This is a genomic window from Chloroflexus sp. (assembly GCF_049970315.1).
GTDB lineage: Bacteria > Chloroflexota > Chloroflexia > Chloroflexales > Chloroflexaceae > Chloroflexus.
The window spans coordinates 95,139-118,649 of the sequence record NZ_JBMFNE010000011.1; the positions used below are offsets into that span (position 1 = coordinate 95,139).

The 23,511-nt window shown below is 56.5% G+C and carries 13 protein-coding genes; 3 read left to right on the forward strand and 10 right to left on the reverse strand.

Annotation, left to right across the window (positions count from 1 at the left end):
• Positions 1-391 precede the first annotated feature (391 nt).
• The 10 genes from bchD to ACP5OT_RS09655 all read right to left on the reverse strand — a co-directional run bounded on the left by bchD (position 392) and on the right by ACP5OT_RS09655 (position 9,982).
• Positions 392-2,302: a magnesium chelatase ATPase subunit D gene (gene bchD / locus ACP5OT_RS09610; protein ID WP_424675668.1), complete on the reverse strand. Its 1,911-nt coding sequence runs from the start codon at positions 2,300-2,302 to the stop codon at positions 392-394.
• Between the two features lie 158 nt (positions 2,303-2,460).
• The gene (bchI, locus tag ACP5OT_RS09615) at positions 2,461-3,573 is read right to left on the reverse strand and encodes a magnesium chelatase ATPase subunit I (protein ID WP_424675669.1); all 1,113 of its coding nucleotides are present in this window, start codon (positions 3,571-3,573) and stop codon (positions 2,461-2,463) included.
• Between the two features lie 131 nt (positions 3,574-3,704).
• On the reverse strand, positions 3,705-3,899 hold the full coding sequence (locus ACP5OT_RS09620; protein ID WP_287904522.1) for a hypothetical protein: 195 nt from the start codon (positions 3,897-3,899) through the stop codon (positions 3,705-3,707).
• A 5-nt stretch (positions 3,900-3,904) separates the two neighbouring features.
• Positions 3,905-4,657, reverse strand: a complete 753-nt coding sequence (locus ACP5OT_RS09625; RefSeq protein ID WP_424675670.1) for a DUF169 domain-containing protein — start codon at positions 4,655-4,657, stop codon at positions 3,905-3,907.
• Complete coding sequence (locus ACP5OT_RS09630; RefSeq protein WP_424675671.1) at positions 4,657-4,818, reverse strand: hypothetical protein; 162 nt, start codon at positions 4,816-4,818, stop codon at positions 4,657-4,659. Before ACP5OT_RS09630 ends, ACP5OT_RS09625 begins: the two co-directional genes overlap by 1 nt.
• Before the next feature lie 46 nt (positions 4,819-4,864).
• On the reverse strand, positions 4,865-6,100 hold the full coding sequence (locus ACP5OT_RS09635) for a chlorophyllide a reductase iron protein subunit X (RefSeq protein WP_424675672.1): 1,236 nt from the start codon (positions 6,098-6,100) through the stop codon (positions 4,865-4,867).
• 77 nt (positions 6,101-6,177) lie between these two features.
• On the reverse strand, positions 6,178-7,164 hold the full coding sequence (bchC, locus tag ACP5OT_RS09640; RefSeq protein ID WP_015941834.1) for a chlorophyll synthesis pathway protein BchC: 987 nt from the start codon (positions 7,162-7,164) through the stop codon (positions 6,178-6,180).
• Between the two features lie 83 nt (positions 7,165-7,247).
• The gene (gene bchF, locus ACP5OT_RS09645; RefSeq protein WP_428131981.1) at positions 7,248-7,736 is read right to left on the reverse strand and encodes a 2-vinyl bacteriochlorophyllide hydratase; all 489 of its coding nucleotides are present in this window, start codon (positions 7,734-7,736) and stop codon (positions 7,248-7,250) included.
• A gap of 38 nt (positions 7,737-7,774) precedes the next feature.
• Complete coding sequence (locus ACP5OT_RS09650) at positions 7,775-8,560, reverse strand: class I SAM-dependent methyltransferase (RefSeq protein ID WP_424675674.1); 786 nt, start codon at positions 8,558-8,560, stop codon at positions 7,775-7,777.
• Between the two features lie 63 nt (positions 8,561-8,623).
• Positions 8,624-9,982, reverse strand: a complete 1,359-nt coding sequence (locus tag ACP5OT_RS09655; RefSeq protein WP_428131983.1) for a BCD family MFS transporter — start codon at positions 9,980-9,982, stop codon at positions 8,624-8,626.
• 747 nt (positions 9,983-10,729) lie between these two features.
• Between ACP5OT_RS09655 and ACP5OT_RS09660 the strand changes: the two genes are divergently transcribed.
• The 3 genes from ACP5OT_RS09660 to ACP5OT_RS09670 all read left to right on the forward strand — a co-directional run.
• Complete coding sequence (locus ACP5OT_RS09660; RefSeq protein WP_428131985.1) at positions 10,730-14,389, forward strand: SdrD B-like domain-containing protein; 3,660 nt, start codon at positions 10,730-10,732, stop codon at positions 14,387-14,389.
• An 8-nt stretch (positions 14,390-14,397) separates the two neighbouring features.
• The gene (locus ACP5OT_RS09665; protein WP_428131988.1) at positions 14,398-19,128 is read left to right on the forward strand and encodes an SdrD B-like domain-containing protein; all 4,731 of its coding nucleotides are present in this window, start codon (positions 14,398-14,400) and stop codon (positions 19,126-19,128) included.
• A gap of 10 nt (positions 19,129-19,138) precedes the next feature.
• A partial coding sequence (locus ACP5OT_RS09670; RefSeq protein WP_428131990.1) for an SdrD B-like domain-containing protein occupies positions 19,139-23,511 on the forward strand: 4,373 nt, incomplete at its 3' end.

Below are 23,511 nucleotides of genomic sequence, written 5' to 3' on the forward strand. Positions count from 1 at the left end.
GTTTACTATTCTTGATTGTAGCACATCTTGGTTGCCAATCTGTTGTCTGATGGTTGTGAGTGCATGCGCTATGACAACCGGCTGTCTCGCAAAAGTTAATACTGCTATATGCTACCCATGTGGGTCATGGCAAAGGGGAATAAAGAACTCTTGCCGCTTGTAACTTGTCATCGTATGCTATAGGCATGTGAAGACGGCATGGCCCGCCGGTAGAGAGGCAACTGTAGCGAACCTCAGTGCTACTTGTACATCATCTCTTCAGTGCCCCGTTGCCCCTCTTCCACTCTCCTCCTTCCCTCTACTGGCCGGCCTGCCGGGGACACGAACACCGGCAACGATCATCGTTGCCGGTGTTGTTATGTGTCACAGGTTCTGGTTTGATGACACGGGACTACATCTCTTCGCTAGCAGCAATGACGGCATTCGCAATCTGATCCCCTCGTCCGTTTGGCAGATACACATAGCGCCCACCGAGCCAAGCTGCCAATTGCTGTGCTTCACCCCGTGAAACGAAACTGCGCTGGGTATCAATGACCACAGCACCGACACCGGCAGCGCGCAGCCGACCGGCCAGTTGCTGCACCTCTTGACGAGCTTGTTCAAGCCGGCGGTTTTTGTCCATCGTGGGGTCGGCCTTAAGCGGTACATTGGGTCGCCCATCGGTGATCAGCACAATGGTGGTGCGGAAGATACCACGCGCCCGTGCTTGCTCGCTGATCTGGTATGCCGCCAGGAGTGCCGCTGCGAGTGGGGTGCCGCCACCGGTTGGCAAAACGTCGAGGGCGCGTTTTGCCAGCTCGACGCTTTGTGATGGAGGAAGGAGCAGATCGGCCCGCTCACCACGGAAAGCCAGCAACGCCACCTGATCGCGGTGGACGTAGGCTTGCTGCAAGAGTGCATTGACGGCGCCTTTCGCCTGTCGCATGCGGTGCAAAGCCATTGAACCGCTGGCATCAACCAGAAAACAGAAGAGTGTCCCTGCCTTAGAACGGTATTTCTTGATGTGTAAGTCTTCAGCACGTAGATGAATTCGTCCACGCCGATGCTGATGTTGCGGATGGTCGCTCGCTCGTAGTCGTTGCCATGGTGCGGCGGCACGGAGTGTGGCAATGACATCAAGCCGTCCCTGAGCCGGACTCCCCGGTACCGAACGAATATGGCGACCGCGTTGCCCGGAAATAGTACCACGTGAACCACTCCGCCCACGTCGGCGCACGGTAAACGGCGTTTCGAGGATGTCCGGCGGTACTTCTGTATCCATTGCCGCCAGGATAAGATCCTCGACTGTCAGCTCTTCGTCTGGTGGCGTCGGTGGTTGATCGTCATCATTGTTCTGCTCGTCGTCCTCTTGTTGTTGACTCGGTGGTGGTGGGGCCGGTTCTGGGGTTGGTGGTGGTGGTTGGGATTCTGCCGGTGTCATTTCTGGTAACCGTGTAGCACGCGGCAGCATCACTAACCGCACGGCCAGCTCAAGGTCTTCATTACTCACCTCATCACGTCCGGCCAGTGCGGCGGCTGCCCGGGCTGCCCGCACCGCGAACATATCGGCCCGGTGCCCTTCGATCCCTAATGCTAGTGCGGTCAGACTCAATTGTCGAATCTGATCATCGGTAATGGTGACGTTCGGTAATAATTCACGTGCCGCCAGAATGCCGGCCAACACCAGCGCCTCATCATCTTCGTAATCAAGGGGGGGGTGGAGGTTGCGACGCACAACCTCGGCCCGCGTCGTCACCGGTGCTTTACCGATCGGCGCTACGATCAACCCTAGGCGGTCGAGCAAATGGCGACGGGGAGGACCCTCCGCCGGGTCATATGTGACGAGCAGCACAAAACGGGCCGGTTCCACAACGGATATTCCTTCTCGCTCGACCCGCACTACGCCGCTATCCAACGCACCGAGAATGTGGTTGATCGTGCTATCGTCGAGCAAGTTGACGCTATCAACGTACAACAAGCCGCCGTTGGCCCGTGCCAGCAACCCGCTGCGATGCACCCGTTCGCCGAGGGCCAGCGTCGCCTCAATGTCAATCCCGCCCAAGAGCCGGTCTTCGCTCACGCCGATCGGCATCTCGACCAAATTGCAGGGTAAGGTGGGGTCAAACTCACGTCCTCCGGCCAGCATATGTGCAAAGGCGCGTACCAACGCACTCTTACCGGTACCTGCTCCTGCCCCAATCGCGACACCGGTCAGTAGCGGATCGACTGCCAACAGGAGCAGAGCCTGTCGGGCTGTTTCGAGGCCGACAATTGCCGTGAAGGGAAGTGGCCCTGTCGGTAGTTCTTTCACTCTTTGTACCATAATGTACTCCTGTCAGCGTGATCGTTGTTGTTCGTCACGCTGCCAGATGCGATTCCTCCTACGGTGTAACGTGCCTGGCTATGTGGATTGCAGCAGGATGCCTGCCGCAGTCCATACAGGATGAAAGGATTGCGGCAGGATGCGTATCGCCATCACACTTACGGCACTAACACCTCTTCTACCGCTCGCTCGATTCGGACAGTATCATCTTGGGTCTCCAACGGATCTTTGCGGAGACGGTGACGTAGCGCGAGCACTGCGATGCGGCGGACATCCTGTATCGTCACCTCGTTACGCCCTTCTAATGCAGCCAAAGCAGTAGCGGCACGGGCCAATGTGAGCTCACCACGGTGACCATCAATTTCAAGCTTGACGCATAATTCGGCGATTTTGTAGAGCACCGGATCGGGTAACACGACATCGGGCAAGCGACGTTGCGCCTGCTTAATCTTGCGCTGCAATTTCTGGGTCTCTTTCGACCACTTCTCAGCAAAGGCAAACGGATCGGCGTCGTATTCACGGCGCCGTTTGACGATCTCGACCCGCTCATTCACATCGGTGATCGTCGTGATGCGGGCATGGAGGCCAAAGCGGTCGAGTAATTGTGGTCGCAGATCACCTTCTTCGGGGTTGCCCGATCCTACCAGCACAAAGCGTGCCGGGTGGCGGATACTCACCCCTTCACGTTCCACGACATTCACCCCCGAAGCGGCTACATCAAGCAACACATCAACCAAATGGTCTTCGAGCAAATTCACTTCATCAATGTAAAGAAACCCACGATTGGCGCGTGCCAGCAGGCCCGGAGCAAACGCCTGTACTCCTTGCGTTAGCGCACGCTCAATATCGAGCGTACCACACACCCGATCTTCCGTTGCACCGAGTGGTAAATCAACGACAGGCACCGGAATATTGATCACACTCAGTTTCTTGGATTTACCCTTCTGAGCAGGAATCGCCCGGCACTGATCGCACAGACCGGCTGTCCGATCTGGTGCGCACGAATACGGGCAGCCGGCCACTGCCTTGATCGGCGGTAGCATGGCTGCTAAGGCCCGTACCGATGTCGATTTGGCGGTACCACGGTGGCCCATCACCATCACACCACCGATGGTTGGATTGACCACACAAAGCAACAGCGCTAACTTCAATTCAGCTTGACCAACAATGGCAACAAACGGGTAGGGTGGTATCGGAGCATTCGTCGCGGGCGCTTGCCCATTGCTCGATACTTCTTCGGTGGTGACTACTTGGTCGTGTTCATTGTTCATTGCGCAACACCTTTACAAAATGTATGGGCGGGCACATGCCCGCCCAACCCATCAACCCCGATGTAGGCGGGACAGATAAACGAACCCTCTGCTGTATGCGACGGGTACGCCCTGATCCCGCTGTGGGCCGATTAACGTTGTGACTTGACCACCGATCCCGCCGTCGGTTTCCGCCCGTTACGAGTGCGACGAGCGTAGGCCGTGACATTCGTCCAGATGAACGTGAGACCGAGACCAAGAACGGTTAGGATCAAACAGGCCCAACACAGGATTGCCGGCGTCAACGGACCGATCATTTGGGTGGCTTCTCCGAGTCCGCTAGGCATAGTGTTCACTCCTCTCGCGGCTGTTTAGCTTTTGCGGCATACGATGGCATAATCACTTCACGCATTTTTTGTGGATCAATGCGGAAGTTCTCTATTAATTCTACCACGTAGCGCAAATGTGATCGCGGGATGGAAACGAACATTTCACTCGGATCGAGCCGGTTATGCATCCGTCCGCCGCCATCGCCAATGGCAAAAACTGAATTTTTCGTGTGCCATGGGGCTGCAAAAATCGAGGCGCAAGCACTAGCACCTAACTCACCGACCGGAAATGTCCCGATCCGCACACTAGCAGCGCCGGCGATTTGCATTGCCCGTTGCGGATCAACCACGCATACCATCAGATCGACCGGCACACCGTCAGGTACATCATCGAGCGGTGCCGCTGCCAAGGCTTTAATCATTCCGGCCGGTAACGAATAGCTTTGTCGTTTGTTGCAAGCTGCTGCCTCCGGCGTGTAAAAGCCCTGTGCATCGGTCAGATAGATGCCCTCGGTAATGTACGGCCCCGGATTGGGGTTGAAGCCAAGGTGGTACTGACCGACCCAGCAATCGTGGTGCTCTGCGTCGATATACACTCGGCGTCCCTGTTCGGCTTCACGCACGATGGCACAAGCGACTACATTGGCCGGCTCGTATCCCGGTGGTGGTCCGTCATAACAATAGGTAATTGCAACCGGGCGGCGTTTTACCCGCATCCGCTCGATCAGGAGACGGCTAAGCTCTTTCAGATCAGGGATGATATCGGTTCCGTTCATCACCGCCTCCATAGTGGATGTTGCAAATCAGGGCTTTTGGCGTGCAAGGTTGCTGCCGTTTCGCCCCAGCGCCAAATCCATCCCTCGATCCACCAACGTACACGCAGGATGAGCGGCGCAACTCGATATTCGGTCGGTTTGGTCGCAAGGTGCAGCCGCATTACTTACCTCCATCATCCACCCAACGGTTACAACCAAATCGCTCGGTTAGCGGTAGAATGGGCTAGCCGGTCGGCGTAAATCGACATAACGGAATTGCTCACCCGAACGTTTTAACGCAGCCAGAATGGCAATCTTACTATCGAGATCGTCAGCGCTCCCCATGCAAATGGTGGTGTAGCCATCAACGGTGAGCGTCATTCCTTTCTTGGGATCGTGGTTGGCTTCCGTAACGTACATACCGAGTTCGTTGAGTAAGCGCTTGACCACCATTCGGGTTGGTGCATCCATGTCGGGTTTGTCGCCCACCGCGCGCTCCATCAGACCTAGTGTTATCACCGGTGCCGATTTCCGCTGTGGTTGCCCACCAAACAACTCTTCGGCACTCGCCCCATCGGGTACGATGTCCGGCTCCTCCGCACCAAAGACACTCAAAAACTCTTTGTAGGCGAGAGGCTGCACTTCTTCCATTTTTACTTCCGGTAGCGTGCGGTCAATGATCTGGCGGGCCAAGCGGTCGAAAATCGCGTCAAAGCGAGGTTCTTGCAAAGCGAGTTTACAAGCGTCGGCCAGTTCACGCACGGTGCGGTCGAGGGGAATACTTGCCAACACCGGTAAGTTAATCTTCTCGGCAAAGCGAGCAGCTACGCCACTGCCATCGTCACGATTAACGACCAGGCCGAGGAGTTTCGTCCGTCCACCCATGCTAGCAAAGTACTTAGCCGCACTGGCAATATTGTTCGCTGCGTAAAGGCTTTGGCGGTCGTTGCCACAGAGAATAATGACCTCTTCGGCCAGCGAACGTGAGAGGGGGGTTGCAAAACCACCGCACACGACATCGCCCAGAAAGTCCATGACGACAAAATCGAGCGCCCATTGGCTCAGACCGAACTTTTCGAGCATATCAAAGCCGAACGTGATGCCGCGTCCACCACAACCACGTCCGACTTCAGGACCACCGATCTCACAACCGTAGACGGTTGCTGCTCCGTCCATAATGGTCGTCTTAAAGATGACGTGATGTGGGGCCAATTCATCTTCTCGCCCAGCTTCCTTAAACTCACGCCAGACATCGCCAAGCGTGGGTAAGCTTACTCCTCCGAAGAGAGCATTACAGCTATCGTGCTTCGGATCGCAACCGAGCTGGAGTACCCTATTTCCCAAGAGTGCCAATTTGCTGACCAGATTGGTAGTAAAGAACGACTTTCCCATACCGCCTTTGCCGTAAACGGCTAGCATCCGGGCGGTTGTACTGGTCTGTTTCTGCTTGGGATGCGCAGGCATGTGCTGTTTCTCTTTCTAGGCGTCGTCGCTCCGCTCAGGCAATTGTTCGTTACTTCTCCATTCCATGCGGTGTCATATTACTCAGCCGCCCCGTTTTGAGGCCACGTGACCACCACTTTGAGGCAGGCCGGATCTTCCAGTGCCAGTCGGTACGCAGCTTGGATCCGGTCAAGCGGGACATAATGGGTAAGCAGACCATCCACCTTCAATTCACCATTAGCCAGCAGGTCACGTACCCGCGGGAGGTCACCATCGGGGCCAAACTCCCACTCACGCGCGACCAGAATCTGTGCTTCGCGCATAAAAACCGGTGCGTAGGGAATATTGATATGATCGTAGTAGCCGAGTAATACCACCCGACCATGGTTCGCGAGCAACGGTAATGCTCCCGACAGCGCTCCCATCGAACCGGTCGCCTCGATCAGCACATCCACTTTCGATTCACCAATGGCCTCATCAAGCGACTCGCGGGTCACGTCGATCACCTGATCAGCTTGACTAGCCTGCAACCGTACCGCCACCCGATCGGCGACGGCAACGTGTTGCGCGCCGGCGTATTTTGCCAACCGGGCCGCCAGTTGGCCGACAATCCCCTGCCCCAACACGAGAACACGGTCAGTGCGTCGAATCTGGCCGATGCGCACACCGTGCAAGGCAGTAGCCGCCAGCGCCAGGAGAACACCGGTAGCCGGTTCTATCGTTCCCAGTGGTACCACCCGCTCGTGCTCGGCAGTGATGTATTCGCTCTGCCCACCCCACGCAGCATTCACTCCCCGGAAGCACCGCGCACCGCCGATATACACCCACTGGCCAAGCAACTCTTTCGGTGCTTTGCTGCCTACCTGCACAACCTGCCCCACGGTCTCGTAGCCGGGAACGACCGGGAAGAGCAATTGGGGTTGAGGGAGGCGGCCATCGAGCAGCATGCGTTCGGTACCGGCACTAATCGAGGTAAATGCCGTCTTGATTAACACATCGCCCGATTTTGGCTCATTGACCTGCACCGTCCGAATTTCGATGGTGTTCCGCTTGGGAATAACTACTGCACGCGATTTGATCGGCATACAATCTATTCCGCTTTCTAGTACGCCGGAGCGTAATCTCGCTGAGCGACACGGCCATTAGGTGTGCCGCAACCTCATCGTTGTTACTGCGCCTTTGCTGTTCCTGATGCCTGAGCGCGCAATTGCGCCTCAAGCAGACGTCGCTCTTTGGCCGAGCGGATGCCGCGCCAGAGGAATTGACCGGCATTGAAGAGGTAGGTGGCGTAGGCAAAGACCATCACCCACATCACGGTGCGGCTATCGAGGTGGAGCCACACTGCCACGAAGTAGGCGTTATGGGTAATGATGGCGATCAGGTTGCCCAAGTCTTCCCAGAAGAATTCGGGCGCCATGAAGTATTTGCCGTAGATATCGTGTTCCCACAGCATGCCGGTGATGGTCAGTGCCCAAATCAGCGCAATCTTGATCCAGACGCTGATGGTTGCAATCCAGTATCCCTCACCGGTAGCGAGATACCGGATAACCAGGGCAAAGCTGATGATAAAGACGATAAACTGAATAGGGGCCAAGATAAATTGGGCTTTCGTCCATGGTGAGCGATTTCGTCGTTCGAGTTGTTCAGGAGTGTACATTATCTTCCTCCACCTTGACCACGACGACCACGACACTCCTATGCCACACGCCCTACCGTCAGGAGAAACCGATGTTCAACGACCTGTGGCTCGTTGAGGTCTGCCCACCGGTGTTCTGCCCATACCTGCACTCGTTCGATAGCGGCTTGCAGTATCTCATCGCTTAATGCCCACGTTTCGGTGTCGATGCGGGCGGCCATACCGGCCAGCACTTCCGCCGGGCTAATGGAGCGTTGCCAACGGGCTGCTTCAATTGGGTCGCCAACAGATACGCCTAGTTTTGCCAGATGCTGATTAACCGCCGCCCCGGCTCCGGGTGGTCGCGAACCGGGTAAGAGATCCATCACTGCTTGTCGTAGTTGGCTGCGTAACAAGCCAACACATGATGTCGGGTCACGCCAGTCAACCCCTTGAATAATCAGTCCACCCGTTTTAACCACGCGCACCATCTCGGCGAGCGCCGTCCGCCAATCGGACAACAAGTGCAAGACATGCACAGCGAGAACTGCATCGAAAGCCGCTGTCGCAAACGGTAATGCTTGTGCGTCGGCTCGGATCAACCATAACGGCACGTCGGCCTGTTGGGCACGTTCGCGTGCCGTTGTTAGCATCCCGGTTGAAACATCAATCCCGATCACGCGCGTACCGGCTGCCGCTACCGGTAGCGCAATGCGCCCGCTGCCAATCCCGATTTCTAACACCTTCGCCCCGATTCCGGTTTGGGCAACAATCGCTTGACCGATTGCGGTGGCTGCTGCCGGTGGGTGCGCACGCTGGGCGTCGTAGACATCGGCGATCTTGTCAAAAGTAATCTCTAATGCCATGCGTAGTCGATTTTCCAGTGGCGCGGAGCATATCTCCGCGCCAAGCAATACGATTGCAGCTACTTAAGAGGCCGTGTCCATTGCCAATGTCGTTGTAATATCTTGCCGGGTAAGGCCCTTGAACTCCTGTACCGAAATGCCACGCAAGATGCCGATAGCTAGCACCATCAACAAGGCCTCGAAGCCAAAGACGAGGGCGTAGCCGGTGGCGGGCGAGACGAGGCCACTTTCGATCATGACCGTATGCCCTAAGCCGCTCACAACGTTTGCGAAACCGTTACCCAGTCCTTGAGCCATGCCCCACATCCCCATATACAGGCCGGTCTGACCTTCAACCGTCATTTCCATCATCATGGCGAGTGTGCCGACGTTGAAGAAGCCGATACCCAACCCCATAATGAACAGGGCCGGTTGAATAATCTCGCGATGGTAGGTCATGGCCGAAATCATGAGTAACGCCAAACCGCCGGCTACACCGAGGCCACCGAGCGTTGCGATGGTCTTCTTCTGAATCGAGAAGACGCTCGACAAGATACCAATGCCCAGCATGCCGAGGAGCGCACCGGCACCCCACATCTGTTGGAAAGCAGCGGTGTCTTTTTGTGGCATATTGAAGACTTCAGCACCAAACGGCTCAAGAATGGCATCTTGCAGGAAGATACCGAAAATCGCCAGCAATACGAAAAGGAAGAATCCGCGCACTTGTGGGTTGTGTCCCATCAGACTCGTAGCTACCCGCCACGTCCCGAGTGGGCCGGCCTCACCCTTTTCCGGGGCAGCCAGTAACAACTTGCGATGCTCTTCCTTTGAGATTGGCTTCTCAAGACCAATTACGCCTAACAGGACGGTCACTGTAACGATAATCGGGGTAAGGTTGTAGAGGAATTGCATCGATTCAGGTGAGTATTGTGGCATAATCACCCGCGACACGCCTGCCGAGACAATTCCACTGATAATCACCGTCGCCCAGATAAACGCAACCACCGCGCCGCGCTCTTTGGGGGTTGTCACTTCGGCGATAAGAGCGTTCGACGAGCTGCCGTTCATCGCCATCAGCACACCGAACAGGAAGATCAACCCAAATGCCTCAATCGTCGCGAGCAGTGAGCGCTCACCGAGGCCAATGGCAATACTGGGAAGTGCCATAAAAATCAGTGCGGCGCCAATGTTTGAGAGGATAACGTAAGGTGTTCGTCGCAAGCCAAATATCGGGTAACGGTCGGTGAATCGGCCCCAGTAGACTTGGAAGAATGAAATGAAGTGGTGTAGTCCGATCAATGTGGTGACGATCACCGCCATTGCACCGAGGTCAGCAATGGTCACGCGATTGAAATTGAAAGTAAGAAGGGCGAACATCCATCCGGCGCCTACCCGCATAAGCGAGAGGCGAAAGGTCTTGACGGCGAAACGGAGCAGACCCATTGCGCACACCTTTCTAGCTGATTAGGCGAGGCGATTGAACCTGTAGCGCAGAATCTGAACTACTTTTTTCGGACAGTACCTGTTCCTACTTGATCGCAAAAGCAGACAGCGCTTCCTGTAGCTCTATGAGGCATTTGGGATATTCTTTACGCCGTGAGTATAGCATATATTACAGTGGTGTGCAATATTTGCAAAAGTTGTGCATTAGCTTGTCAAACTTGATTTGTTGCATATATGTCAAAATTTTGGCGGGATTAATAATTGATTCGTATTGTGTTTCTCTCTAAATAAGGTGATTATATCGCTGAAGTTTCAATAAATGAGCATGATTCTCAATTGTGTTGTATTTGAAACTATTTGCCTTGCCAGGTCATCTGTGATACGGTTGCGAACTCTTTACGCATCGGAAAAATTTATTGCCTGGTAGGAAGCAAGCGAGACATACGACCCTGTGCAGCCCTGATGTTGTGGTTAGGAAGGTTCTGTTGCGGCGAAACCGCTTCTTTCCGTTGCATCTCTTGCTGTTCCGATGGTAGTTCGGCGGTAAGCAAAGAGGTAGTACTGCTCTTCACACTATGTGTGTAATACGGTCGTTTGTTCGATGTATCCTCACCGATTCGGTTGCTACGATGAGTTCCATCTGGTAATGCTGTGGTTCGCCGGAAGCGTATATTTTACGATAGGCCTTCGGTGTAGCTTCGGCCATACCCGAAGTACTGTGTCTGCTTACTTAAGGAATCTAAGCTTATGTGGACCAACATCGCCGCACTTCGTCGCTCGTTCGTAAGCTTGTTGCTCGTCATCGCTGTCGTTTCTAGCGGTTTACAGCCGACGATTGCCTTTGCGAACGCTACCGTCAGTGTGATGCTCAGCACCGATTTTCCCATTGTTGATAGTGGTCAATGGGCGGTGATTAAAGTTGACTATAGCTGTTCGAGCGTGATCAATACGCCGTGCGAGAATGCAACGGTGACTGCTGTTATTCCGCCTGAGTTGGCCGGTGCCGTCGGTGATGTGCAGGTGCTGGGTACCGGAACAACGACGGCTTACAATCCGGCTACCCGGACTGCAACGTGGACGTTTACTGCCCCTCTCAGTGCCGGTGATAGTGGTCGCCTTGAGCTGCGGGTTCGCTTTCCTGCCGGTTCAACTCCTGATGGTACGACGGCTACTTTGCGTGCCGAGATGCGCTCGACAACGGCACCACCTCGCCTCTCCAATCCGTTGACCATCACGGCGCGTGCCGAACCGCGGGCGGTGGCGACGAAGACGTTTGTGTCCGGCGGTGCGCCTGATGTGCCGACAACCTATCAGGTGCAGGTCTGTATTCCGAATAGTGGTCTGGGGTCGTTGAATCTCACGAATGTTCAAATTGTTGATACGTTACCCGCCGGCGCGACGTTCGTGAGTGCTTCAGATGGCGGTGCCTACAATAGCGGTACGAATACGGTGACATGGCCGGCGACCAGCCTGACTGTGCCGAGCAGTCTCTGCGCTACCCGCACGGTGACGGTGCTCTTCCCCGCGACAACATTTTCCGTTGGTACCGAGGTGCGCAATGTCGTAGATGTGACAGCACAAGCCGGTTCGGTTACCTTAACCTTGACCGATGATGATGTTCGGCGGATTCAACCGCCCACGCCTGGCTTAGGTTCGAGTAAGAGTGGTCCAACGACGGCGCTGATCGGCGATACGGTAACCTACACCCTCAACGCGGTTAATACCGGTACGACAGCTTTGACTGATGTGGTTATTACCGATCCGGTACCGCCCGAATTGCAGGTGACTCGCATCACCGTCGATGGTGGGAATGTTACTGGTATCCGGGTTGCGCTCGAATACACAACGAATCTTAACTCAACCTTTACCCCCGTGCCCGGTAGTCCCTTTACCACAACGAACTGTATCAATATTGCGCCGACGACCGGTGGTGGGTGTAGTACGTTGACGCTTGGCGTCGGCGAGCAGATTACTGCTATCCGCTGGCGCTATCTTGATCCGCTGCCGTTTGGCTTTAGCGCCACCGGTCACGGTTTCAGCGCCGTTGTGACCGCCAGCCCCGTCAATGCGGTGATCGTCAATCAGGCGACGAGTGCATATACGTTTAATGGCTTTACCTCCACGCGCGTGAGTGAGGCACGCACCCGTATCATCGAACCCGGTGCGCGTGCGGTGGTTGGAAAGTCGGTTAATCCGACCATTGCTTATGCCGGCGATACGGTAGAGTACACGCTTACCTTACAAAATATCCAAATCGGTACTTCAGCGGCGGCACTGGCGAATCCGGTGTTAGCCGATCTGTTGGTGCCAAGTTTGAGCTATGTAGCCGGTAGCTGGTCGGTGGTTTCGAGTCCGTCCGGCGCACCCGCTCCGGTGTTTGAGGCAATTGAGAATTACAACGGTACCGGTCGTATGCTCTTGCGTTGGCGGTGGGATAGCTATAGCTTGCCGCCCGGTCAGTCGTTTACGATTCGATTTCAAGCGCGAATCAATCCGGCTACGCTTGCCGGGATGATTACGAATACGGCGTCATTGGCAAGTTTTGCCAATCCGCCCAGCCAAATCTTTATCGATCAGTGTAGTCAACAAGTACCCGATACTTTTGATCTAGATGGCGATGGTATTATCTCCGAGTTGATCTGCTCTTCATCGATTACCAGCTTGAGTTTGGCGGCAGCAGCCACTGCTAGTTCGGCCAAGTGGGTGTTGGGTCAGCTCGATACCGATTGGACGCGCGATCCTGATGTTGGTCAGACTACGCCGGGCGGTATGGCCGACTATAAGTTGATTATCACTAATACCAACTCGGTGGCACTGACCAATCTGGTCTTGATCGATATTTTGCCGTGGGTTGGTGATGTCGGTGTGGTGCGCTTTACCGAATCGCGTGGTAGCCAGTGGCAGCCCTATTTGGCCGGTCCGATCAGTGTGCCCGACGGTGCGACGGTCTACTACAGCACTACTAACAATCCTTGTCGTAATCCGGATTTGGGCCTGACCGATATTGATGGTAATCCAATAGATGCCCCCGGTTGTGTTGATCCGCAGTGGTCGACGGTCCCGCCCGCTGATATTACAACTGTCCGTTCGATCCGCATCGATTTCGGGAATCGGATTCTCTATCCAGGTGATTCGGTTATTTTGACATGGCCGATGCGGGCGCCGGTCGGTGGTACTCCTGACGAGGTGGCGTGGAATACCTTTGGTTACCGTGCCCTTACCATCAATGGTGATCCGCTCCTCGCCGCCGAACCACCGCGTGTTGGGATTAGGCGCGGTGCGGTGTTGCCCCCGTCGTATGGTAATTATGTGTGGCTCGATGCTAATCTGAACGGAGTGCAAGACACCGGTGAAGTCGGCGTGAACGGTGCTCGGATCGATTTCTACCAAGATAACGACGGTATAACCGGGCCGAGTACCGGTGATCGTTGGGTGGGCTTTACTATCTCTGGCCCGGATAATGACGGTAACCCCGGGTTCTATCTCTTCTCTGACCCACTCGATATTCCGCCCGGCGATTACTACATCCGCGTGACTCCACCGGCCGGCTATGGCTTTACCACGCCGAATGTGGGTGCCAACGATACGGTCGATTCGGATATTGAGCCGGCAACCCGCTATAGCGCTGTGACCGAGTTGGTTGCAGGCGAGAACGATGATACGTGGGACGTCGGTTTGGTGATGGTGACGGCGGTTGGCAATTATGTCTGGATTGACCGCAATGGTAATGGGATTCAGGATGAACCTCCCAGCGAGGGCGTCAATGGTATGACCGTGCGGCTCTATCGCTCGGATAATACGCTGGTGGCCACCACTGTCACCACCGACGATTTCCTGGGCAATCCCGGTTACTACATCTTTAGCGATCTCAGTGCTGGCGACTACTACATCGAATTTGGCTTGCCTGCTGGCTTTACCTTCACCACGGCCGATACCGGCAGCAACGACGAGGTTGATTCAGACGCCAATACGACGACCGGCCGCACGACCGTCTTTACGCTGGCAGCCAATCAACTCGACCGTAGCCGCGACGCCGGTCTGATTGCGTCGTCCGGCATGCTCCGGTTGGGCAATCGGGTCTGGTACGACCGCGATAACGATGGCCGCTACGAGCCGGCCAATAGCGAGATCGGCATTAATGGCGTGTCGTTAAGCCTGTTCCGCGATTTCAACAACAATGGCCAGCCTGATCCCGGCGAGCATGTTGGCAATTCGGTGACGATGACGGTTGGCGGTGAAGCCGGCTATTACCAGTTCACCAATTTGGCCGCCGGTAACTACATTGTGGTGGTTGATGACAGCAACTTTGCTCCCGGTGGCGCGTTGTTCGGCATGCCACCAGCAGCGGCAATGATCCGACGCCTGATCCCGATAACGATGTTGACCACGACGACAACGGCGATCTGATCGGCGGCATGGTGCGCTCGTTGCCGATTACCCTCGCGGCGGGCAGCGAGCCGGTAAACGACGGCGATGATGCTAACGGCAACCAGACCCTCGATTTCGGCTTTATCCGTGGCGCTGCGCTTGGTGATCGGGTTTGGTTCGATACCAACAATAACGGCATCCAAGATGCCGCCGAACCCGGCGTGCCCGGCGTGACGGTTGAGCTGCTCGATGGCAGCGGCAATTCGATTGATAGCGACCCGGCGACTCCCGGTGTGCAACCAACCATTACCGTGACCGATGGCGCCGGCCGTTATGGCTTCACCGATCTGGACGCTGGTACCTACCGGGTGCGCTTTAGCGATCTGCCGATCGGCTATAGCTTCACCACGCCCGATCAGGGGTCGAACGATGCCCTCGATAGCGATGCTGATGCAACCGGTCTTACGACGTTGATTACGCTGGCCGCCAATCAGACCGACCTGCGCTGGGATGCTGGTTTGGTGGCGGCGCTGGCGAGCCTTGGCGATCGGGTCTGGAACGATCTCAATTACAACGGCATCCAAGATGCCGGTGAGCCGGGGGTGAACGGGGTAGAGGTGAGCCTCTACCGGCCCGGCTACGATGGCCTCGCCGGCACGGCCGACGATGAGTTGGTGGCGACGACGACGACCAACAGCAGTGGCAACTATAGCTTCACCAATCTACCCCCCGGTCGCTACTTTGTCCAGTTTGGCCCGCCGCCGGCTGGGTACGCGGTCACAGCGACCGATCAGGGGACGAACGACGCTGCCGATAGCGATGCTGACCTTACCACCCGCCGCACTGCGTTAATCGATCTTGCTCCAGGCGAGAACGATCTCGACTGGGATATGGGTCTGTTTGTCTTTGCCGCCATTGGTGATCGGGTCTGGAGTGATACGAACAACAACGGGACTCAAGATGCCGGCGAGCCGGGGGTGAGTGGTGTGCAAGTGCGCCTCTACCGGCCCGGCAGCAGTGTGCCGGTGGCGATGACCACCACTAATGGCAGTGGTGTCTATACCTTCACCAATCTCGTTCCCGATGATTACTACGTTGAGTTTAGCTTACCCAGTGGCTACCGTGCTAGTCCGCGTGACCAAGGCGATGATACGCTCGACAGCGATGCCGATCCGGTGACGCACCAGACCATAATGACGACGCTCGTACCCGGTGAGAATGATCCAACATGGGACTTCGGTATTGTGCCAACCGCCAGCATCGGCAATCGGGTCTGGCTCGATCTCAATGCCAACGGTATCCAGGATGCCAACGAGACGGCCGGTGTGCCCGGTGTGCAGGTCGTGCTTTACGACGGCTCAGGTAATGTACTCAACACCACTGTCACCGACGTTGATGGCCTCTATCACTTTGACAATCTGTTGGCCGGTAATTACTATCTACGCTTCGTCGTGCCTGCCAGTTTTGTGGTGAGCCCGCAGGATCAGGGTACGAACGATAATGCGGACTCGGATGTCAATCCAACGACCTTCTTGACCGTGCCGACCACCCTGAGCGCCGGCGAGAACGATCTGCGCTGGGACCTTGGTCTCTACCAGTTGGCCAGCATTGGCGACCGGGTGTGGCACGACCTCAATGGCAATGGCCGTCAAGATGGTGGCGAACCGGGTGTGGCAAATGTGTCAGTAGAACTCTATCGGCCCGGTACCGATGATGTGGCCGGTACAGGTGATGATGTGTTGGTTGGTAGTACGACCACCGATAGCAACGGTTTCTACCGCTTTGACAATTTGACTCCTGGTCGCTACTTTGTTCAGTTTGGTGCTACTCCCGGCTATAGCCTGCTGAGTCCGCCTGATGCAGCCATTGCTACTAACGAGACCGACAGCGATGTCGATGCCAACCGTCGCACACCGATTGTTGAACTGGTGTCGAGCGCAGTTGATCTCAGTCTCGATATGGGTGTGCTCAACCCGGCCAGCCTCGGCAACTATGTCTGGTTCGACGCCGATGTGGATGGGATTCAGGATGCGACCGAGAGCGGTGTGCAGGGGGTGCGGGTGCGCCTCTACCGGCCCGGCAGCGCCACGCCGGTGATGACCACAACGACTGATATCAACGGCCTGTATCTGTTCAACAATCTGTTGCCGGGAGAGTACTACGTCGTCTTTGATAACCTGCCGGCCAATCGTTCATTCACCCGCGCTGATCAGGGCAACGACGATGCGCTCGATAGCGATGCCAACCCGCTCGATGGACGCACCGGCGTTATCCGACTGGTATCGGGTGACAATAATCAAACTGTCGATGCCGGTATCTTCGAGACGATCACGGTCGGCGATCGGGTATGGATCGATCTCGATGCTGATGGTATCCAGGATGCGACCGAAACGACCAGTGTTCCCGGCGTGCGGGTCGAGTTGCTACGTAACAGCGATAATACCGTCGTTGATGTCACCTACACCGATCTCAACGGTTTCTATCAGTTCACCAATCTCTTCCCGGATACCTATCGGATTCGCTTCAGTGAGATTCCGATCGGTTATATTCGTAGCCTCCAAGATCGTGGTGGGGACGATGCGCTCGATAGCGATGCCAACGACAATTTTGAGACGGCGCCCTTCACGCCAGTATCTGGGGATAATCCGCAGTACGATCTTGGTCTCTACCAGTTGGCGCGCATCGGCAACTTCGTCTGGGAAGACCGCAACGGCAACGGCCGCCAAGATGCCGGCGAGCCGGGGATTCCAAATGTCACCGTGACATTAACCGGCACGACTGGTGCTGGCGATGCCGTGACAATGACGACTCAAACCGACTCAAACGGATTCTACTCGTTTGATGGCCTTACGCCGGGGAGTTATACCATTACGGTAACAGCACCGCTCGGCTATCTCTTCACCACTGCCGATCAGGGTGATGATATCGGCGATTCCGATGCGAACATTGCCGGTGCTATGCCGACAACGACTCTTGAATCGGCTGAGGAGGACTTAACATGGGATGCTGGTCTCTACCGCCCAGCTACGATTGGTGATCGGGTCTGGCGCGATACGAACGGCAACGGTGTGCAAGACGCCGGTGAAGCAGGGATTGATGGTGTCGTCGTGGCACTAAATGGAACAACCGGTGTGGGTGTGGTGGTTAACCAGATCACTACCACTGCCGGCGGCGGCCTCTACAGTTTCACCAATCTCGCGCCGGGTACGTACCAGATCACCGTCACGGCGCCGAGTGGTGAGGTCTTTACCTACCGCGATATTCTGGCGAGTGAGGTGGCCGGAGCGAACGATACCAACGATAGCGATGCTGACGCCAGCGGCATGATGATCGCCACCACGCTTGAGTCGGGTGAGAATGATCTGACGTGGGATGCCGGTCTGGTCATTCCAGCCAGCTTAGGTGATTTGGTCTGGGAAGACCTCAATGGCAACGGTGTGCAAGAGACAGGCGAACCCGGCTTCAACAATGTAACCGTCGCGCTGATTGGGGCCGGACGCGACCGCACCTTTGGCACCGCTGATGATACGGCGGCGACGACTACCACCAATGGCAGCGGTAGCTATAGCTTTACCAACCTGCAACCCGGTCTCTACCGCGTCCGCTTTACCCGTCCGAACGGCTACGGCTTTACGGTAGGTGACGCGGCGGCAGCCACCGATACGACCGACTCGGACGTACCCGGTGGGGTGAGCGCAACAGCCACCACGATCACGGTTGATCTGGAGTCGGGCGAGAATGATCCAACGTGGGACGCCGGTCTCTACCAATTGCTCTCATTGGGCAATCGGGTGTGGGACGATGTCAATAACAATGGCCTGCTTGATACCGGTGAGGATGGCATTGACGGCGTGACCGTGCGTCTCTACCGTGATCTCAACGGTGATGGAGATGTCAGCGACTCCGGTGAGACCATACCCGTGGCAACCACGACTACCGGCAACGGCGGCTACTACCTGTTCAGCGGCTTAGTGCAGGGCGACTATGTGGTTGAGGTGGTCTTGCCGAGCGGCTATGTATCGAGCACCGGCACGAATGGCAGCGCTAGCGGCCCCTTCGAGCCGGCGCCCAATGCCAATACCAACAATACCGACAGTGATGACAACGGTACGCAGAGTGGCAGCGTTGTGCGTAGTACCGTTGTGCAGTTGCGTCCCAACAGCGAGCCGACTGATGAGAGTGATCCGCTCCCCGCTGCGATGAGCGATCCGGCGCGCAACGAGAACAGTAATCTTACCGTTGACTTCGGTCTTTTCCGCCCGGCTAGCCTCGGCAATCTGGTCTGGTTCGACCGCGACGCCAACGGCGTGCAGGACGGTGGTGACGAGACGGGAGTGAGTGGGGTGCAGGTCCAGCTCTTCCGTGACGATGACGGCACACCCGGCCAAAGTGCCGGCGATAGCCCGATTGCCAGTACCAACACCGATGCTTCCGGTGTGTATGGGTTTGGTTATCTGATCCCGGCGAATAACTACTATCTGGTCTTCGATCTGCCAACTGGCTATGTGCGCAGTCTGCGCGATCAGGGCGGTAATGATGCAACCGATAGCGATCCCGACCGGACGAGCGGTGCAACTGCGTTAATCACGTTGGTGGCCGGCCAGAATGACCAGACGTGGGACGCCGGCCTCTACCAATTGGTCAACCTCGGCAACCGGGTCTGGAACGATGTGAATAACAACGGCATGCTCGATGTCGGCGAAAGCGGCATTGACGGCGTGACCGTCAACCTCTACTACGACGCGGATCGCAGCGGCACGATCGATCGATCCGGCTGAAAATACGCCGGTGGCAACGACCACTACCAGCGGCGGCGGGTTCTATGCCTTTGCCAACCTTGATCCGGGCAACTATCTGGTCGAGATCCCGGCCAGCAACTTTGCCGCCGGCGGGGTGCTAGGGCCGAGCGGCGCTATACCGGCCTTCCGCTCCAGCACCGGCACTAATGGCAGCGCTAATGGCCCCTACGAAGGTATGGCGACGCCCGATCCCGATAATAATGTCGATAACGACGATAACGGTACTACTGACGGGAGCGGCAACGTGCGCGCAGTCCTGATTACCCTGCGCTCGCAAGATGAGCCAACCAACGACGGCGATGGCAATAACGGTAACTTGACGGTTGACTTCGGCTTCTTCCGTCCGCTGGCGCTGGGCAACTTCGTCTGGCACGACTACAACAACAACCGCGCAGTAGATGCGGGCGAACCCGGTATCAATAATGTGACAGTGCAGCTCTACCGTGATGTCAACAGCAACGGCGTCTACGATAGCGGTACTGACACACTGGTGGCAGAGACCACCACTACCGGCGGCGGTCTCTACCGCTTCGACAACCTTGCCCCCGATGACTACCTCGTCGTCATTCCGGCCAGTAACTTTGGTCCATACGACGCTCCTCTCCGCTTCTTCCGTAGCAGCGATGGTGGCAATGCCAACGACAGCGCCGACACGACCGATCCTGATAACGATAACGATAATGACGACAACGGTATCGGGCCAAATGTGGGAGTGATGACGAACAGTTCAGGGCCGGTCGTGAGCAGGGCAGTCACCCTGAGCGTTGACGACGAACCAACCGCTGAAGATGGTGACAGCAACACCAATCTGACGGTTGACTTCGGTTTCTACAGCTTGACTGTCGGTAATCGGGTGTGGCTTGATGCCAACAACAATGGTGTGGTAGATGGGGCTGAGACTGGTCTAGATGGTATTCAGGTGCAGTTGCTCTATGATGCCGACGGTAATGGCACGATCAACGGTTTGGAGACGACGGCAATAATAACCATTTCTACCAGCAATAGCGGACGCTACTTCTTCGGTGGCTTGCGTGATGGCGGTCAGTATGCCGTTCAAGTCGCCTCTAACGCATCACTGGTGTCGAGCACTGGCATTAACGGTATGGCAAGTGGTCCGTATGAACCGGGTCTTGATCCCGATACTGACCTGACCGATAACAACGATAACGGTACCCAAACCGGCAATAGCGAACGTAGCCCAGTCTTTGCGGTGCGGGTTGGTTTGCTGCCGATCAATGAGCCTGATACCACATTACCGACCGGCATGACCAATCCGGCCATCGATGCCAACAGCAATCTGACAATTGACTTTGGTCTGTTTGACGATGCACGGCTAGGTGATCGGATTTGGCTAGACGTGAATGGTAATGGGATTCAGGATACCGGCGAAACCACAAATATTGCCGGAATTACCATCACCATCTACGATGCCACGACCAACCAGCCGCTCGACAGCGATCCGGTAACGCCGGGCATCCAGTCGATTACGCGCACCTCGACGACGGCGGTGACGAGCTACCTCTTCGACCGCCTGATCGCCGGTTCGTACTATCTGGTCTTTAGCGACATTCCAGCGCAGTACGCCATTAGCCCGCTTGATCAGGGCGCTGATAATGCAGTCGACTCGGATGTCGATCCGGCAACCTTGCGCACTACGACGATCACACTCGGTACGAGCAATAACAACGACCTGACGTGGGATCTCGGTCTCTACCCGCGGTTGACACTCGGTAATCTGGTCTGGTACGACACCAACGATAACGGAGTAGTTGATAGTGGTGAGAGTGGTATTGCCAACGTCCGGGTTGAACTCTATCGTGACGGTGATGGCAATAGCCAGCCTGATGCCAGCGAGTTCGTCACCTTCACGACCACCGATGTCAACGGCAATTACCTCTTCACCGGTCTTGAGCAGGGTGATTACATCGTCGTGGTTCCGGCGAGTAATTTTGTGTCGGGTCAGCCGCTCTACCGCCATCGCTCAAGCACCGGTAGCAACGGTGCCGCAAGCGGCCCGTATGAGCCGGCGCCTGATCCCGACAATAACGCGGATAACGATGACAACGGTACCGATCAGACCGGCGGTGATGTGGTCAGTGGTGTGATCACGCTTAACCCGTCGTTCGAGCCGGCCACCGATGGCGACGACAGCAACGGCAACCTGACTCTCGACTTCGGCTTCTTTGAGCCGTTGACGCTCGGTAATCTGGTTTGGAACGATGTAAACAACAATGGTCAGTTCGAGACCGGTGAACCCGGCATCGACGGCGTGCACGTCGAGTTGTACCTCGATAGCAACGGCAACGGTCAGGTTGATGCAGGTGAGTTTGTCGCCTCTACTACCACGGCAGGCGGCGGTCTCTACACCTTCAGTGATCTGATTGAAGGCAACTACATCGTGCGTATTCCGGCCGGCCAGTTCGCGACGGGCCAACCGTTGGCCGACTTCGTCTCGAGCACCGGCACGAACGGCAGCGCTAATGGCCCCTACGAAGGTATGGCGACGCCAGACCCCGATAACAACCTTGATAACGACGACAACGGTACGACCGGCGCCGGCGGCAACGTCGATAGCCTGCCGATCACGCTAAGCCGTGGTAACGAGCCAACCAATGATGGTGATGGCAACAACGGCAACCTGACGGTTGACTTTGGCTTCTTCCGCCATGCTCGCCTCGGTGATCGCGTCTGGCACGATCTGAATGCTAACGGCATCCAAGATGGTGGAGAGGTTGGGATTAACAACGTTATCGTCAAACTGTTCAGCGTCGGTGCTGATGGAAATATCGGTGGTGGTGATGATGTGTCGGTAGCGACTACGACCACTGACTCTAGCGGGATCTACGGCTTCAGCTACTTGATCCCCGGCAACTACTATGTCCGCTTTGACCTGCCCTCCGGCTACACCGATGTCAGCCCGCAAGATCAGGGCAGCGACAACACGATCGACAGCGACGCCGATCCGGTTACCCGCCAGACGGTGGTGATCGCGCTGGCTGCCGGCGATAACGACCCGACATGGGATATGGGTGTCTTTAACCGGGCCAGCGTCGGCAACTTCGTCTGGGAAGATCGCAACGGCAACGGTGTGCAAGACACCGGCGAGGCGGGGATCGGCGGTGTGACCGTCACCCTCTACCGTGCTGATGGTTCAGTGGCCGGAACTGCTACAACTGCCGCTGATGGTTCGTACAGCTTCACCGGCCTTGTGCCCGATGAATACTACCTTATCTTCAGCAACCTGCCGAGCGGCTACGTCTTCACCGCCGCCGATCAGGGCACTGACGATGCGGTGGACTCGGATGCTAATCCAACCACCGATCGCACTGCAAACTTCACGCTCACGAGTGGTCAGACCGACACTACGTGGGATGCAGGCGCGTATCGGCCGGCTAGCATTGGTAACTATGTCTGGGAAGACACGAACGGCAACGGCATCCAAGATATCGGTGAGCCGGGAGTAGCGAACGTGAGGGTCACACTGAGCGGGATGACCGGCGCGGGGGTGGCGGTCAACCGCAGCACCACCACTAATGGTAGTGGCTTCTATCTGTTCGACAATCTTGCGCCGGGGACGTACACCGTGACAGTGGATCGACCGAGCGGGTACGAGTTTACCCCGGCCAATCAGGGTACCGACGATGCGGTCGACTCGGATGTGACCAATTCGGCTACCGGTTCTATGAGCGCCACAGTGCTGGTGTCGGGTGAGGAAGACCTGACGTGGGACGCCGGTCTGTATCGGCCGGCCAGCGTCGGCAATCTGGTCTGGGAGGACGTGAACGGCAACGGCGTGCAAGATACCGGCGAGCTAGGGATTGATGGCGTGACCGTGACATTGAATGGGACAACCGGTGCCGGCGTAGCGGTCAACCTGACCACGACCACGAGTAGCGGTGGCTTCTATCGGTTCGACAACCTTACTCCGGGGACGTACACAGTGACGGTAAGCCGACCGAGCGGGTACGAGTTCACGGCGGCCAATCAGGGTGCGGATGATGCGGTGGATTCGGACGCCGATCCGACCACTGGCGCGATGAGCGCGACGGTACTGGTGTCGGGCGAGGAAGACCTGACGTGGGACGCCGGTCTGTATCGGCCGGCCAGCGTGGGCAATCTGGTCTGGGAAGACACGAACGGCAACGGCGTGCACGATACCGGCGAGCTAGGGATTGATGGCGTGACCGTGACATTGAATGGGACAACCGGTGCCGGCGTAGCGGTCAACCTGACCACGACCACGAGTAGCGGTGGCTTCTATCGGTTCGACAACCTTGCTCCGGGGACGTACACAGTGACGGTAAGCCGACCGAGCGGGTACGAGTTCACGGCGGCCAATCAGGGTGCGGATGATGCGGTGGA